This window comes from Robinsoniella sp. RHS (genome assembly GCF_001029355.1).
Taxonomy (GTDB): Bacteria; Bacillota; Clostridia; order Lachnospirales; family Lachnospiraceae; genus Robinsoniella; species Robinsoniella peoriensis.
This window is the reverse complement of the sequence record NZ_JNGB01000004.1, coordinates 224,245-239,721: the sequence shown is the minus strand read 5'-3', so window position 1 is coordinate 239,721 and position 15,477 is coordinate 224,245. Positions and strand designations below refer to the sequence as shown.

Sequence of the window (15,477 nt, the reverse complement as noted above, 5' to 3'; positions counted from 1 at the left end):
TTTCTATTCATCAGCTAATTCTGAAACGGTATCCTGCTCCCCAGACAGTCTCGATAAACTGTGCTTTTTCTGAATTTTTTCCAAGCTTATCCCGCAAGCGGTTGATATGTACCGTTACTGTCGCCATATCTCCTATGGAATCCATTCCCCATATGCGGTCAAAAAGTGTGTCTTTAGAAAAGACGATATTCGGATTCTCTGCCAGAAAAAGCAGAAGTTCAAACTCTTTGTTTACCAGGATAACCTCTTTCTTGTCCAGATACACCATTCTGGATTTTGGAAGAATGGTAAGATTCTGATAAGTGATATCAGTCTCTGCATTTTCATCCTGCGATTCCAGCAGCAGACTGTGGATATGGATATGGGACTTCACTCTGGCTACCAGTTCTGCCGGACTGAAGGGTTTCACCAGATAATCGTCTGCACCCAGACCAAGTCCCCGGATTTTGTCGATATCTTCTTTCTTTGCCGTCACCATAATAATCGGCAGATGTAAAAACCGCCTCAATTCCCGGCATACATCAAATCCTGTTTTTCCCGGAAGCATCACATCCAGTAAAATAGCATCATAGCCTCCTGTTTTTGCCTTTCTTTCTCCTTCCAGCCCATTATAAGCAATTTCAGTCCCGAACCCATTGGCTTCCAGATAATCCCGCTCCAGCTCCGCAATCAGTTCATCGTCTTCCACAATCAATATTTTTTCCATCTATGTTATATCCTCCCTGGTTATTGGAAGATGGATGATCATAGCCAGCCCTTCCCTGTTCTCCGCCCGGACTTTACCGCCGTGTCCAAGAATGATTTCTTTCACCACGGCCAGCCCAATGCCGCTTCCTTTTTCAGACTGGGTTCTTGCATCATCCACCCGGTAAAAACTGTCAAATATCTGTTCCAGGCTCTCACATGGCACTCCCGGTCCGTCATCTTGAAATACCAGTTCAATATCCGTGCCTTCCATCGTGCGTTTTAGTGATATCTGAATGTTTGATTTTTCTAACGTGCGGTATTTGACCGTGTTTGCAAACAGATTGTCAAACACCCGTTTGAATTCCTCCCTGTCAATCTGTACCGGATAGGTCTCTTTTCCATATAAGAATGTTATTTCCACATGGTTCTGTTCTGCGTCAGATCGATAGGTTCCCAGGTACTGATCCACAAAATCCTTAAAATCTGCTCTCTCCATCCGGTACCGGAACCCATTGTCCAGCCTGCTGTACTCCGAAAGACTGTCCACAAGGCTCACGAGATTCCCAGTACGGGTCTTAATTGCCTGCAGATAACGGCTTCTTTTTTCCCGGGTATCTGCAATCCCATCCATCAGCCCGTCAAGATAGCCGCTGATGGATGTAAGTGGCGTCCTTAGGTCGTGGGAAATACCGGTGATGAGAGAACGTCTGCGTTTTTCATCTCTCAGGCGCTGGTCAACGGACTCTTTCAGATAAGCACGCATCTCGTCAAAGTCCCTGCATACTTCCCCAAACTCATCTTTCTTCTGATATTCCATCCTGGTATCCAGATTCCCTTCCCGGATTTCTTTTGTACCCAGACTCAACTAATGCAGCGGTTTTAAGATGCTTCTTGATATCCACCAGGAGGTTATTCCATTCACAAATACAGTCAGTGCTACAAAGAATGCAAGTATTCCAATCAAGTATTTCAGGATATAATTCTTCAGATAATTCACAACCCCCTGATCTGTCTGCTGACGGTGAACAGCCGTAATACAAAATACTTTCTCACCATGATAAAAAGTATTCTTGATAACAGAAACCTCATGCCTGCTGGCGGTAAGAGTCTTTGCCGTATCAATCGCATCCCCGGCTACCGACCGGGCCGCCTGCATATCTTCTTCCGTAAGATTGGTATAGATCAACTTTTCATTTTTTGTGATCATGAACTGGTATCCCATCCCTGACAGCTTATCTTCCAGATGGTTCATCTCGTCACTGCGGTTTATTTCAGATATCGCATCCGGGTATTTCCCCTGCCCCCAATTATTCTCCCACAACTCCTGCTGGTAGGTATAGATCATGCTCTGAGCAAACTGAATACTGTTTTCATCGCTGTACATGGCTTCCAGAGTATACCAGTAACTTCCCAATGATGTGTGCAGGCAAACATTTATCACGATTGCCGTAAATAAGATGGGAATCAGGACCATCATAATATTGGATATCCTGATTTTTTTCTTAATTGTCAATATCTTACTCTCCTTTATCGTTACTGAACCAGGTATCCGGTATTTTATTTTTACCTGACCGTTCTGCGTCAAAGGTCAGGTTCTTGAATTCTTTCATTTTCCGCCTCCTTATTTGCACTTAAAACGACTTCTGTTTTCAATTACAGTATAGTCCGAGCGAATAATAATAGCCAATACTTATATCATATTCATTATCATAGTTGAAACCTATACATTTTCATGTTAAAGTATTAGTAAATCTTATTGCAAAGGAGATTTACTAATGGAATTAAGAGTACTTCAATATTTTCTGGCAATAGCAAGAGAGCAGAGCATTGTACGGGCTGCAGAGTCTCTGCATCTTTCCCAGCCCACCCTTTCCACACAAATTAAAAATATGGAAGAGGAATTGGGCAAGCAGCTTCTGATACGGGGGACAAAGGGGTCACGGAAGGTTACACTGACGGAAGAAGGCATGATCTTGCGGAAACGCGCAGAAGAGATACTGGAACTGGTAAAGAAAACAGAGTCTGAAATCACGCTTTCCGACAATATTATCTTAGGTGATGTTTATATCGGGATGGGAGAAACAGATGCCGTGCGTCTGATCGCCAAAGCCGCTAAGACTCTTCAGGAGTCTCATCCCGGAATCCATTACCATATTTCCAGTGGAAATGCCACTTTTGTCATGGAACAACTAGATAAAGGACTTATTGACTTTGGCGTTGTATTTGGAACGGTGGATTTAACAAAATACAACGCATTAAAAATGTCAGATACAGACATATGGGGGGTATTAATGCGTAAGGATTCTCCTCTAGCAGAAAAAGAATTGATTACGCCAGAGGATTTGTGGAACAAACCTCTAATCCTATCCCAGCAGGAAAATAGAGGCGGAGATGTTATCCGGTGGCTAAATCTGGAAGTATCCGAATTAAACATCACTGCAACTTATAACCTTATGTTTAATGCTTCTTTGCTGGTCGAAGAAGGTCTTGGGTATGTTATTGGCTTAGCTCATATCATCAATACCTCCGGAGACAGCAATCTCTGCTTTCGCCCGCTTGCACCCAAGCTAGAAAATGAACTGAGCATTATCTGGAAGAAATATCAGTTGTTTTCTAAACCATCACAAAAGTTTTTAGAGGTTTTGCGGCTGTATCTTGATACGGACTTGATCTAATTCCACATATGTATTAAAGTGTTTTTATGTTTCATTAAATATAGGTATCAGTACTTTATATCACCCGAATTTTTTTCCACTTCCCACTTTTATATCGGATTGAAAATGCAACAGAACGTGCCAGCCAGTCCATGCCCATGGCAATCCATACACCAATAATCCCCATATTGCAAACGATCCCAAGGAAAACAGCCGTTCCCAACCGAAACACCAGCATAGATCCGATCCCAATGTACATGGTTATCTTTACATCTCCTGATGCCCGAAGGCTGTTAGATAAGTTAAACGAAGTGGGGTGAAGTAAAAATGCCATCACATTGTGCATCACAACCAGAATGCAGCCCAGCTTCCACGTCTCCTCCGATATTATATAAAATCCATGAATTACCGGCAGCAGCAGACAAACTCCAAGACCAAGGGTTCCCGTTGCGATATAAGATATTTTCATAAGTTTTTTTGTATACTTTTCGGCCTGGTCATATTCTCCTGCCCCGCTGCACTGCCCTACCACAGTCACCACGGCAAGGTTAATGGCATTTACTACCAGGATTGCAATCTGGTCAATGCCGTTTGCCACACCATTGGCGGCAATCTGGTATGTGCCAAACAATGCCACAATGCTGGTGACAAGCACTTTTCCCAAAGCAAACAAGCCATTTTCTATACCATTTGGAACCGCAATCCGAAGGATTTTTTTAACGGTCTCTTTATTCCAGGCAAAGATTTCTCTCATCTTCACGGACACCTGATTTTTTTCGTTAAAGGACATAGCAAGCATAATCACCGCACCTGCCATTCTGGAGACCAGCGTAGGTACTGCCACACCTGCCACTCCGGCATGCAAAACAAAAATCCCAATGGCATCCCCTGCTATATTGATCACATTGATGAGAACAGATACATACATGGTGATTTTCGTTTTCTGCATGGAGCGGAAGATGGCAGCGGACGAATTATAGATTCCCAGAAACGGAAAGGAAAGGGCTGTGATCAGAAAATAAGTGACTGCCGCCTTTTTTACATCTGCATCAATCGCCCCAAACAAAAGCTCTAATATCATTGTATGGAACACAAGGCAGATTCCCATAATGGCTATTGATAGCAGCACAGTGACCAAAAGGAGCTGGCTGGCACAGCGGCCGGCATTTTTCTTGTCCTTCCTTCCCAGATATTGGGATACGATTACCGCACCACCCGTATCAATAGCTGAAAGTACCACAATAATCAGATAATTTATCATATCAACCAGAGCTACACCCGAAATTGCCGCCTCGCCAACATAGGACACCATCACGGTATCCACAATCCCTACCATCATGACAAGCGCCTGCTCAATCACAAGCGGGAAAATCAACTTTCTTAAATCTTGATTTGAAAACATTTTCACTGCTCCTGTCTTTTCTGCATTACCTCCTCCGTCATTTTCATCGAAAAAAATAATGTAAATGTTCTGAGAAGAATATTTCTACTCTACATTTACATTATAATTTCTGCGGTTTCATATGTCTAATACCTATGTTTTATGTCTTACTCATGCTTAAAAAGCATTTAATGTGTTCGATGAATTTTGCTGCAGCGGGTCCAAACGGCTGTCCTCTTTTCCACGCCAATACACTTGTGGCTGTCAATTCCGGAAACAACGGACGGTAACAGATTTTTTCTTTATCCAGGAATGGCAGGGACCCTTCAACCACCAGTGAATATCCCAATCCCCGGTATACCATGACCGCACCATTGGTACTTAAATTGCTGGTAAAGAGTATATGCAGATCCTTGAAGTAATCACCAAACCAGCTTGCCAGCTCACTCTGTACATTGGGACGTCTTACCATAATAATAGGCAGGCCGGACAAATCAGCGGCTGTAACATACTCTTTCCTGGCAAGGGGATCGTCGGGTCTCATCAGTACCACCCAGCTCTCTTTCATATCCAGCCGTATAAAATCATACTTGTCCATATCAACCGGCTCCAGTAAAAGCCCGATGTCTGTCAGGCCATTATCCATCCGATCTCTGATCTGATCTGCATTTGCAGTAAATAAATCATAATTGACACCGGGATATTTTTTGCTGAACGTATCAAACAGCTCCGAGAGAATTCCTACGGATGCCAGCTCTCCGCAGCCAATTGAGATTTTCCCTTCAATCAGCTCTTCCTGCTCCGCCAGTTCCCTTTCCGTAATGTCAACCAGCTCCAGTATTTCCTGCGCCCTCCTGCGCAGCAGAATTCCTTCACTGGTAAGGGTAATTTTTCGTGTCCCTCTGTGGAACAGCGTAACCCCCACGGCTTCCTCCAGCTGGGCCAGCTGCCTGCTCAGTGTGGGCTGTGTTATATGCAGTACTGCTGCTGCTTTCGATATGCTTTCCTCCCGTACTACAGTTAAAAAATAATTCAACACTCTGATTTCCAAACGTTCACCCCATTCCTGAAAAATATACTTATGGGTATATCATAACAAATCAAAGTAAAATTTGCAAAATCTTATTCCTAACAGCCCCGCCCCCATCACGGCAGTGACGACGTTTTGAAACGGACAAATTGATATTCAAGGCAAGACTCAGGTGCCTGGGCGGGCATAATGGGTTGAATTAATACAAAAAAGGAATCAGCTAATTAAATTCAATCGCTGATTCCCTTTTTCGCGCGTCTGTCTTAGAAACAATTTTCCACATTTCTTTCTGCCTGCTAGATCTGCTTTAATTTTTCACCAGGGCATTTTCCCAATCATTTTTTAATGATCATTTTACTTTTACTTTAACTTTTATCTCGTTGCTGTATTTACCATAGACATTCTTACCATTCGCTTTTTTATACACACGTACCTTGTAAGTATATGTTTTACCTTTTTTTACTTTCTTGTCTGTAAATCTGGTAGTTTTGCCATTAACAACTCCGATGCGGCTCCATTTTTTACCTGTCTTCCTGTAAATACGGTATCCGGTTACTGCAGAAGATTCTTTCTTCCAGGTTACTCTGATGTTTCCTTTCAATTCTCTTGCTTTTATTGTGGGACTCTGAGGAACCGCCTTTATAGTAACTATTTTATACTTACTATAAACTGTTTTTCCATCTGCTTTCTTGTATGCTTTTACTGCAAAAGTATATTTCTTGCCAAGTTCTGCTTTTTTGTAAACATAGGATGTGGAACTGTTTTTCTTAATTGTTTTAATTGTTTTCCATCCTTTGCCAGTTTTGTTCATTACAACATAGCCATCCGCTCCGGAAACTTTCTTCCAGCTTAATTTAATGTATCTGGAAGCCTGATTTGCAGCTTTTGCGGTAACTGTTGCAGCTTTTACTTGTACAGCCGCTTCTTTATCTGCGTCAATTTTTAATCCCTGAATTGCTTTTGCCAGCGCTGCAGTCTGTGCATCGATGGCTGCCTGTGCTGCTTTCGGGTCTGCCGCAACTTTTTCTGCAGCTGCAATGGCTGCCGTCAGCGCGCTATAGGATGCATTTGTATAATTGCCGATCTTAATCGCTTTTGCCTGCGCAATTTTTGCATATAGTGCTGTCTTCGATGGCTGTGGTATTTCTACTTTCAGATTGCTGATTGCATTCTTCAGTGCGTTTACCTGGGCATCAATCGCTGCCTGGGTTGCATTCGGATCTGCTGCAACTTTTTCTGCTTCTGCAATGGCAACGGTTAAAGCGTGGAAGGAAGCATCGGTATAGCTGCCTTTTTTAATAGCTTTCGCTTCTGAAATTTTCCTATTCAAATCTGCCTTTGACGGCTTTTTTGTTTCTTTCATATTGGTAACGGCATCCATCAGATTCCGGCTTGCCTGATTGACCGTCTGCGCATCCGCACTGATATCTGCAAATATTTTTTCCGCTTCTGCAAGTGCAGCCTTTACTGCTTCAATGCTTTCAGGGGTATAGCCCGACAGCTCCGCACCGTCTTCCAGAATAGCTTTGGCTCCATCGATCGCCGTCTTCAGCCCTACTTTTTGTACGCTGTCTTCCAGAAGATCACAAGCCGTAATCAGTTTCAGAAAAGCCTTATCAATCTCTTCCTGGGTTAATTCCGGCTTTTCCAGCATTGCTCTTGCTTCATCCAATGCTTCTTGTACTCTTTCCCAGCTTTCCGCTGTAAAACAGTTGTAATCTTTCTGCTGCTGCTCTAACTTCCCAGCCTCGGCTACTGCAAGCTTCAGGCTGTCCGCAGCAGACTTATTTTCATCAACATTTGCATTGCTGCTCCTGAATCCTTCATTGAACTCCGGCATTTCCTGAGTCAGAGGCTCGTCTTCCGTGATACTCTCTGCATGCACATTTATGGTCCCGGACAAAGCTGAAAATGGAGACGAAGCCGCTAATACACCGATTAATATCCCTGCTGTAAACTTTTTTCCACTTTTTTTCATATTTTCTTTTCCTTTTCATTTTCTGGCATCAGAGTCTGATTAATATGTTCCTTTTATCCCTTGACGCTCATTAAAATTATTGAAGAAATAATTTACTTCTATTGACAATATATTACCATAAAGGACACGGATAACTTTAGGATTATATTAAGGCAATCTAATATTTTATCAAGATATTATGGGTTACTACTTGCATTATTTTGTAGTTTTTGGATTATTTTAAGAAAATTTAACCTGTTCTAAAACTCCGTTATTCTTTCGGCTGCATACTTTAATATAAACGTTGCGTCAGTACCGTCAGAGATGCCATCACCATTCACATCCGCCACTTTATGCTGCTCTTGCGTAAGTTCTTCAAGCTCTGCCACAGATTTTAATACCTTTGAAGAGTCAGCGGTATTCACCTTTCCGTTCATATCCACGTCTCCCATCAAACGCGCCTTCAGAATCTCATTGACCAGTTTTTTAAGAGTTTCTCCTACTTTATTGCTGTCTGCATCTTCATTGTCATAAACTGCCTGAGCCTCATCTATCACTGCTTCCAGCCCGGCAATGCTTTCCGTTAAATATTTACCGGTATTAGTCAGGATCTCATTTGCCTTGTCCAGAGCATTCTTCAGTTCCTCTTTGTTCGCTTTTCTCACAAGTGAGGTCATAGCCTCTGCCAGTTTGTTATAGGCATCATTGATTTGTAGATCTGCCGCCTGGCTGTTACCAGCCACAGCCTCTGCTGCCTCTAATGCCTGTTCCAGCGCCTGCACACTTGAAGGCGTATACTTATCTTTATTTTTCAAAAGTTCATTTGCTTTTAGAATCAGGATTTCCAGCCTTGTCCCCTCGTTTTTCACCATCAAACTGGTAACTGCATCCATCAATTTCCGGCTTGCTTCATTGACCGTCTGCTGATCCGCACTGGTCTCTGCCAATACTTTTTCAGCTTCTGCAAGTGCAGTTCTTACTTTCTCAATACTTTCCAGGGCATACCCCGACAGTCCCGCCTCGTCATCCAGGATCGCTTTCGTCCCCTCTATCGTCGCCTTTAGTCCTGCTTTATGCACCCCTTCCTCTAAAAGGCTGCATACCGTAATCAGATTCAGGAAAGCTTCATCAGCATCTGCCTGTGCTGCTTCCGGGTTTTCCAGCAATCCTCTTGCAATATCCAGGGCTTCCTGTACTTTGCTCCAGCTTTCATCTGTAAAACATATATTTTCTTTTTGCTCCGCTTCTAATTTCTCAGCCATGCCCACTGCAAGCTTCAGACTGTTTAAATCAGCTGAAACTGGTGGCTCAGGATCATCATTCTCTACGGTATTCAATATATCAGGGTAAATTTCTTTTCCCGCCTCTGTTCCAAGCATAATCTCTTCCAGTGCCAATTGCGCATCGCCTGTTGATATATAGGTAATTTCAGCAAGGCGCTCTGGCTGGCTTTCATAAGAAATAGTCAGTTTCAGCTTCCCGTCTGCCGTTTCCTGCCGAAGAATATTACCATTGTCTATACGAACATCATCAACTTCTGCACCATTTAATTCAATAACTGCATCTATCACCCTTGTATCTGATTTCTGATTTTCGAGAGATAGTACCGCTGTGCTTTTCCCTCTTTCTAATACAACTTTTTCAATATCACGATTTTTCTTACTCATCTCTTCCTGGGTAAGAAACATGTTCTCGTCAAATACCCGGCCTGTCATAGACTCCGGTACTTCCATGCGAAGCGCTGACAAAACCATAGGGGAAATATCCGCATTTGTACCTCCCTGCAAGCGAGTTCCCGAATTAACCGTCTGTCCCCCTACTCCTATAAATATATCCATATTCGATGGATCAAGAGAACCATGCCCATAACCGCTTCCACCATGATCAGCATTCGTTACAATCAGGGTTTCATCATATTCTCCGCTTTCTTTTAAGGCATCAATAACTGCTTTGTACTGATCATCATACTGCTGAAGTTCATCCCAGAACACATCCGAATAATACCCTCTTCCATGTCCTACATGATCCATCCAGTCATTCTGCATATATACCACTGCCGTATTTTGATATTCTTTACTCCTAATATAATCTGCTACATCATAAAAACTTCTCTGAGATTCAGAAACGCTGCATATCACCGGAGCATCCGGTTCAATAATACCATCCATAATCTCTGCCCACTCAGTAAATGCCACATTCTGACGTTCTGGAAATGCAGCTTCAGCCGCCTTGAAAACAGAAGGATACAGCGGTGTTTTTCTTCCATAATCCGTATAATAACTGACACTTGCCATATCATTATCGATTTGATAATCTACTGGTACGTCCATCCATGGAATCCCATGAAGAATTGAGAAGTAGTTCTGCGCCGAAATAGACGGCACAGTCGATTGGGCAGTATAACTGGCTGCAAATTCTTCATTCATAAGTTTCATTGCATATGTATTTTTTCTTTTGCCCATTGTTTCCGGATCCGAATGCTTCGTAGGTATTACATCATTATTTGGGGCATAGTATACTGCGTCCGGATCCCACACATTACCTGAGCCGTCCATTGTGAGAATTACGGCATGTTTGTATGGATAAATGGATGCCTCCCCAGCGACGGCAGCTTTTAAATTGTCCTCAGCAAGTGCGATATCTCCTGCACCAATAATCCCGTCCTCATTAACATCAAGCATATTTTTCCCATAGAGACACATCTCTTTTTCGGCCTTTGGAAGCATTTCCAAAGTTTCTGTGACCTCTTTGTTTGAAGAATAAGCTTTGAAATTATCCGTATATACTGTCGTCGTAACAGAATCCGATATTCCTTTTATCTTAAAGTTTAATTTTCCCATTCTGGTAGCGTTATAATTATGGAAACTTTCTGTTGATAGATCCATTTCAGAAACAACATGCAGTCTTCCGCTTTCTTCTTCTGTAATCGTAACACCTTCTTTTAGATGCTGCACATTTTTATATTCCATAAGGGTGTTATCATAAACAATATCATACTCGATCTTGTCTATATCATTTGATTTATTTTTATTTCCATGGATATTCAGATTCCAGGAAGCCTCTTCTGCGATACCGGAAGATCCAATCAATCCAAGATTTATCTGGCTGCCTGCTTCTACTGTTGCTCCTTCAAACGCATTTTCATTCATAATACTGATTTGTTCATCTGATAAAGCCTCACTGTATATTCTGGCAAATCCAATATCTACATTTGACAAGAAATTTGCACTTCCATCTACCGTACTGTCTCCACCTAAGACCATATTCCAGGCATCTGTGGAGGAAGGGAATTGTATTCCTGTATTCCAGGCATCTGTATTTACTGCCTTTAGCTCTCCATTCACATACAGCTTTACTTCCTTGCCATCTACCACCCCTGCTATATGATACCATTGATTTGCAGATACTTCTGCTTCAGGCTGCCGGTAATTTCCATCTACATGCGCAAAAAAAGTAAGCATACCATTATTTAACCCTAAACCAATGCCCCCATATTCCTGATTAGAGAAAAACTCATGTTCACCGGTTGGAATATCTTTAAACTTTACCAGACATTCCATTGTTAAATTCTGGCTGATTTTATCATAATTTTTCTTTCCAAAAGAATAAATATATGCTGACCTTCCATTAAAATTTGCAATATTTTTATTCAATTCCCTGTCATTAGCAATTTCCGGAGATCCCAATGTTTTTCCCAGTTGATTTTGCATTGGTGATCGGTCCTCCAATCCAATTGAAAAATCAACATTAAAAACATCTGCACTGGGAAGTTCTGCGTTCTTCAAATTTGTTTCATCCTTAATATCAAAATCCCCACCGGCTTCTGCATATGCAACAGACTGATTACCTATCATAGCTGCTGCTAATAATATAATGATTAATTTTTTAGATTTTCCAAGTTCAAAATATCTTTTACGTTTCATATATTCCTTCCTTATATTTTTCTTCCTCATCTCTTCCTTCTCCTCTCTGCATATTCATTAGAGTAACCCTGAAAATCCTTCCATTTTTGTATCTACATTTATTATAGCACAGGCTTTTTTAAGGTTTTTAGGATTAAATTTATGTTAATTATTATTATTTCAAGAAGATCCGAATTAATCTTGGATATTTTAAGCCAATTTGAACTTTTTCAGGCACTAAAAGAAAACAGATAGAGACGTCCGGTAAGACGTTTTAACTCCGAGATCACACTCATAAAATATTCCATACACAAAATATCAAATTGACATCAGTCGCTTTTAGTGTTATTGTTTTCATATCGAAATTTATGAATATGAGGTTGGAATAGAATGAAAATAAAAATTGCATTTATTTGTGTACATAACTCATGCCGGTCACAGATTGCAGAAGCACTTTGCAAAAACTTTGCAGCCGGGGATTTTGAATGTTATTCTGCCGGAACAATGATCGCACAAAATATTAATCCTGATGCAGTAAGGCTTGTTAAAAAAATCTATGGCATTGATATGACAAAATCACAGGCTCCTAAATTGATATCAGATATTCCAGAGGTTGATATCGTCGTTACTATGGGATGCAATGTTGCCTGTCCTGCCATGCCATGCAAATATCGTGAAGATTGGGGGCTTTCGGACCCAACCGGCAAAGCGGATGATGAATTTACAGCCACGATACGGTTGATTGAAAGCAAAGTAATAGATATGAAAGCCAGATACCAGACTTTATCAACTCTGCAAAATTCAAAGTAAAATCTTAATAGTGAGTTTCAGATTGGGGTGATAGGCTAACCATTATTTGATTAGCCTGCCACCCACACTGTACACACTTAATTTAATAAACTCTTCCCCCGCTGTCTAATACAAAATCAGCCACCACATTTGATAATCTTATTATTTCGCTGTAATCCAGCAAAGACGTATCATTATCATTTTCGGTATTAACGATTTCCGCCAATCCATCTTCTCCCAATATGATTGCAGCTCTATCATTATTCTGGAAGATCTCATGGTCACTTGTACCTATTACCTCAGTACCATCAAATGCATATAATACGTCCTTGGTAGGTATATCATATTTATCAAAATATTCCCCGAAATCCCGGTAAAGATTTTCCGACTCACGATGATTATTCTGAATCGCCAGCGGCTTATCCAGAACTCCGACACAATCCATATTTATATTATAAAAATCTTTATATTCTTTTGTCATTTCCTGATAAAAGTATTCACTTCCCAAAAGTCCTATTTCCTCTGCATTATATGCAGCCAGTATAATATCTATTGGAAATACATCATTTTCCAATCTTTGGGATATGATTTTCCCTGCTTCCAATAGTGCTGCGATACCAGAAGCATTATCTATTACACCTTTTGAATCAAATGAATCTAAATGTGCCGATATTACCACTGCTTTAGAACTGTCTGCGCCTTCCATTTTTCCGACGACATTTTCTACTTCTCCACTTACCGGTAGAATCTTAAATTGTGAATTTTTCAAATTCTGGGCTGTAAAACGTTGATAATACGTATTATTCTGAAAAGGTTTTAACCCCAACGCTTCAAAGTAGTTTCTTATATATTGTGCTGCTTCTGCATTTCCCCTGGTCCCTGCATCCCTTTTCTCCGGAGATGTCAGGTAAGCTACTGTAGTTTCCGGATATACAGATTCCACCTTACTTCCTATTAAGGTATTTTCTTTTATATTGGATGAATTATATACTTTAGCATAGACAAATATATAGTATAGAATTGATACAATCAGGATAAAGGCTGCTACGATAATCAGTGACCTTAACAGCCTACGTCTCGGCTTCAAAATTCAGTTCCTCCTTGTATATATGGTACTTTTTTCGTTATACTATTCCCTAATTCATATTAGATATACAATTCTGTTGCGTCAATACAAAATACAGAAGTCTTCCGTGTATGCCATAAAGACTTATTTTTATGTTTCAATAGCAAATGGAAGATCAAATACTGGCGACACTATTTGATAAATACCATAAAATTATTTTTTACGCATAAACACTTTACTCCGAAAGAATAATGTAAGTATGTTACCTTTGATTCTGCGATCCGGCAAAATGCTGTGAGACGTAAACGGAATACCCAAACTAAAACCAAAGGAGTCTAAGATGAAAAGTAAATACACATTGAAAACCCAGCCTACTGATAAAGACCCAATGCAAGTAATTGACTCAATCCCGGATGAAAAAAAGCAAGCAGACGCAAAAACTTTGCTGGATATATTTGAGAAAACCGTTGGGAAACCACCCGTGGTATGGGGAGAAAAGTTTATCGGCTATGGAACCTGCAAGTACCGCTGCGCCTCCGGATACAGTGGGGAGATCTATGCTACCGGCTTTTCTGTGACGAAAAGAAAAATCACGCTGCATCTTTATTTGGACGAGCCGGAACTACAAAGCTATCTTAAACGGTTGGGCAAGACCACATCAGGCAAAAGCTGTGTGTATATAAACAAACTTGCAGATATTGATACCTCTGTTTTGGCAGAAATGCTGGGCAAAGCGATGAGCTATGCCAGCAAGCTTTCAGACAAGGATGCCTGACAGAATGACCTGCCCCGTTCATTCCCCCGTCTCCTTCATGAATCAGATACATTCCCTGGAGGGCAGACTTTATGCATCTATCAACAAGATAAACAACTTCTAAATGGATTCTTTCGTGTTTCTTAACTGCTTTTATCATAATACCAGGTGTTATATAAAAACAGGGATGTACCAAACCGATTATGTTTGGTATATCCCTGCACATATAAAACATTATAAAAAATTTTCAGCCCATTCCTTCAGTTCTATTTCTCCTGTACCTGCGTCAAAACGTCTGCCTCTCCGCAGATCAGCCCCTTTACAGGAATCCGCCAATTCTGTATTCGTATTTCCCATTTCACTGCCTCCGGACGTAGCGAATGGTATGATTGTTTTACCCTCCAGATGGTAGCTTACTCCTTCTTATTTTACTTTTCCATATTGTTCATCATCAACCTGCTCCAGCCATTCATTGCTGCTGTTCTCACCAGGCACCTCCACTGCCAGATGAGAAAACCAACTGTCCGGTGCGGCGCCATGCCAGTGTTTCACACCAGTGGGTATATTAACAACATCGCCTGGTGTCATCAGTACAGGCCCTTTACCCCATTCTTGATAATATCCGCGCCCTGCCACACAGACTAAAATCTGGCCGCCGCCCTGGTCTGCATGATGGATATGCCAGTTATTACGGCAGCCCGGTTCAAAAGTCACATTAAAAATACCCACCTGTTCTGCAGATACCGGTGCCAGATAACTCTGCCCCGTAAAATACATTGCATATCCATCATTGGAACTGCCAATAGGGAATATCATACGATTCTCATGCTCTGCCTTTGCATCATCTCCGCCCAATGCTTCTGCCCACACTTCCTTTGCCATATAAAAAGCGGCCCATGCCTTAGGCCATCCGGCATAAAAGGCAGCGTGCGTAAGAATTTCCGCAATCTCCGTTTTCGTAATACCATTCTTTTTTGCTGTCATGAGATGATATTGAAACGAGGAATCCACAAGCCCCTGCGCCATAAGTGCAACCACGGTTATTATGGAGCGGTCTCTCAAGGAAAGTTTATCTTCCCGGCTCCACACCTGTCCAAACAATACATCATCATTCAGTGCCGCAAATTCAGGCGCAAATTCACCTAAAACATCTCTTCCTGCTGTCTGTTTTACTGCCATATTTAATCCTCCCTTTTGTTCTTCATTTTTATCAGAAACGTCATATTCTTTGCCAGCGTCCGCACTGTATAACTGACG

13 protein-coding genes are annotated in these 15,477 nt (G+C 41.4%); 3 read left to right on the top strand and 10 right to left on the bottom strand.

The annotated features are described in order from the left end of the window. Positions 1-10: 10 nt before the first annotated feature. Genes RHS_RS04095 through RHS_RS30055 form a run of 3 tightly spaced genes read right to left on the bottom strand, consistent with a single transcriptional unit; the run spans position 11 to position 2,200 of the window. Positions 11-706, bottom strand: a complete 696-nt coding sequence (locus tag RHS_RS04095; protein ID WP_047832389.1) for a response regulator transcription factor — start codon at positions 704-706, stop codon at positions 11-13. Next, complete coding sequence (locus tag RHS_RS30060; RefSeq protein ID WP_395021227.1) at positions 707-1,552, bottom strand: ATP-binding protein; 846 nt, start codon at positions 1,550-1,552, stop codon at positions 707-709. It abuts the gene before it with no gap. Continuing rightward, positions 1,553-2,200: a hypothetical protein gene (locus tag RHS_RS30055; RefSeq protein WP_395021225.1), complete on the bottom strand. Its 648-nt coding sequence runs from the start codon at positions 2,198-2,200 to the stop codon at positions 1,553-1,555. It abuts the gene before it with no gap. A 262-nt stretch (positions 2,201-2,462) separates the two neighbouring features. On the opposite strand from RHS_RS30055, the gene RHS_RS04085 reads away from it, so the two are divergent. Beyond that, entirely contained in the window at positions 2,463-3,362 is a 900-nt protein-coding gene (locus RHS_RS04085; RefSeq protein WP_047832388.1) for a LysR family transcriptional regulator, read from the top strand. 55 nt (positions 3,363-3,417) lie between these two features. On the opposite strand, the gene RHS_RS04080 is transcribed toward RHS_RS04085, so the two are convergent. The 4 genes from RHS_RS04080 to RHS_RS04065 form a co-directional block, all read right to left on the bottom strand. Beyond that, positions 3,418-4,743, bottom strand: a complete 1,326-nt coding sequence (locus RHS_RS04080; RefSeq protein WP_047832387.1) for an MATE family efflux transporter — start codon at positions 4,741-4,743, stop codon at positions 3,418-3,420. Between the two features lie 139 nt (positions 4,744-4,882). Beyond that, a complete protein-coding gene (locus tag RHS_RS04075) occupies positions 4,883-5,773 on the bottom strand; it encodes a LysR family transcriptional regulator (protein ID WP_047832386.1) in 891 nt (296 codons plus the stop codon). A 328-nt stretch (positions 5,774-6,101) separates the two neighbouring features. Then, positions 6,102-7,730 (bottom strand): FIVAR domain-containing protein, encoded by a 1,629-nt coding sequence (locus tag RHS_RS04070; RefSeq protein WP_047832385.1) that lies wholly within the window; start codon positions 7,728-7,730, stop codon positions 6,102-6,104. Positions 7,731-7,969: 239 nt separating this feature from the next. Continuing rightward, positions 7,970-11,632, bottom strand: coding sequence for a LamG-like jellyroll fold domain-containing protein (locus RHS_RS04065; RefSeq protein WP_395021220.1), 3,663 nt, complete (start codon positions 11,630-11,632; stop codon positions 7,970-7,972). Positions 11,633-12,001: 369 nt separating this feature from the next. Between RHS_RS04065 and RHS_RS04060 the strand changes: the two genes are divergently transcribed. Continuing rightward, positions 12,002-12,421, top strand: a complete 420-nt coding sequence (locus tag RHS_RS04060) for a low molecular weight phosphatase family protein (RefSeq protein WP_047832383.1) — start codon at positions 12,002-12,004, stop codon at positions 12,419-12,421. An 82-nt stretch (positions 12,422-12,503) separates the two neighbouring features. On the opposite strand, the gene RHS_RS04055 is transcribed toward RHS_RS04060, so the two are convergent. Continuing rightward, entirely contained in the window at positions 12,504-13,487 is a 984-nt protein-coding gene (locus tag RHS_RS04055) for a M28 family peptidase (RefSeq protein ID WP_047832382.1), read from the bottom strand. A gap of 319 nt (positions 13,488-13,806) precedes the next feature. On the opposite strand from RHS_RS04055, the gene RHS_RS04050 reads away from it, so the two are divergent. Next, positions 13,807-14,241, top strand: coding sequence for a DUF1801 domain-containing protein (locus RHS_RS04050; RefSeq protein ID WP_027292212.1), 435 nt, complete (start codon positions 13,807-13,809; stop codon positions 14,239-14,241). Positions 14,242-14,454: 213 nt separating this feature from the next. Here RHS_RS04050 and RHS_RS04045 read toward each other — a convergent pair whose 3' ends face one another. Beyond that, positions 14,455-14,625, bottom strand: a complete 171-nt coding sequence (locus RHS_RS04045; protein ID WP_395021273.1) for a flavodoxin — start codon at positions 14,623-14,625, stop codon at positions 14,455-14,457. Between the two features lie 18 nt (positions 14,626-14,643). After that, on the bottom strand, positions 14,644-15,399 hold the full coding sequence (locus tag RHS_RS04040) for a carboxymuconolactone decarboxylase family protein (protein ID WP_047832381.1): 756 nt from the start codon (positions 15,397-15,399) through the stop codon (positions 14,644-14,646). Between the last annotated feature and the right edge of the window lie 78 nt (positions 15,400-15,477).

Excerpts from the sequence above, each read along its gene's own strand:
- RHS_RS04080 (WP_047832387.1), bottom strand. The coding sequence starts at position 4,743 with ATGTTTTCAAATCAAGATTTAAGAAAGTTGATTTTCCCGCTTGTGATT.
- RHS_RS04095 (WP_047832389.1), bottom strand. The coding sequence starts at position 706 with ATGGAAAAAATATTGATTGTGGAAGACGATGAACTGATTGCGGAGCTG.
- RHS_RS04085 (WP_047832388.1), top strand. The coding sequence starts at position 2,463 with ATGGAATTAAGAGTACTTCAATATTTTCTGGCAATAGCAAGAGAGCAG.
- RHS_RS04060 (WP_047832383.1), top strand. The coding sequence starts at position 12,002 with ATGAAAATAAAAATTGCATTTATTTGTGTACATAACTCATGCCGGTCA.
- RHS_RS04070 (WP_047832385.1), bottom strand. The coding sequence starts at position 7,730 with ATGAAAAAAAGTGGAAAAAAGTTTACAGCAGGGATATTAATCGGTGTA.
- RHS_RS04065 (WP_395021220.1), bottom strand. The coding sequence starts at position 11,632 with ATGAAACGTAAAAGATATTTTGAACTTGGAAAATCTAAAAAATTAATC.
- RHS_RS04050 (WP_027292212.1), top strand. The coding sequence starts at position 13,807 with ATGAAAAGTAAATACACATTGAAAACCCAGCCTACTGATAAAGACCCA.
- RHS_RS04040 (WP_047832381.1), bottom strand. The coding sequence starts at position 15,399 with ATGGCAGTAAAACAGACAGCAGGAAGAGATGTTTTAGGTGAATTTGCG.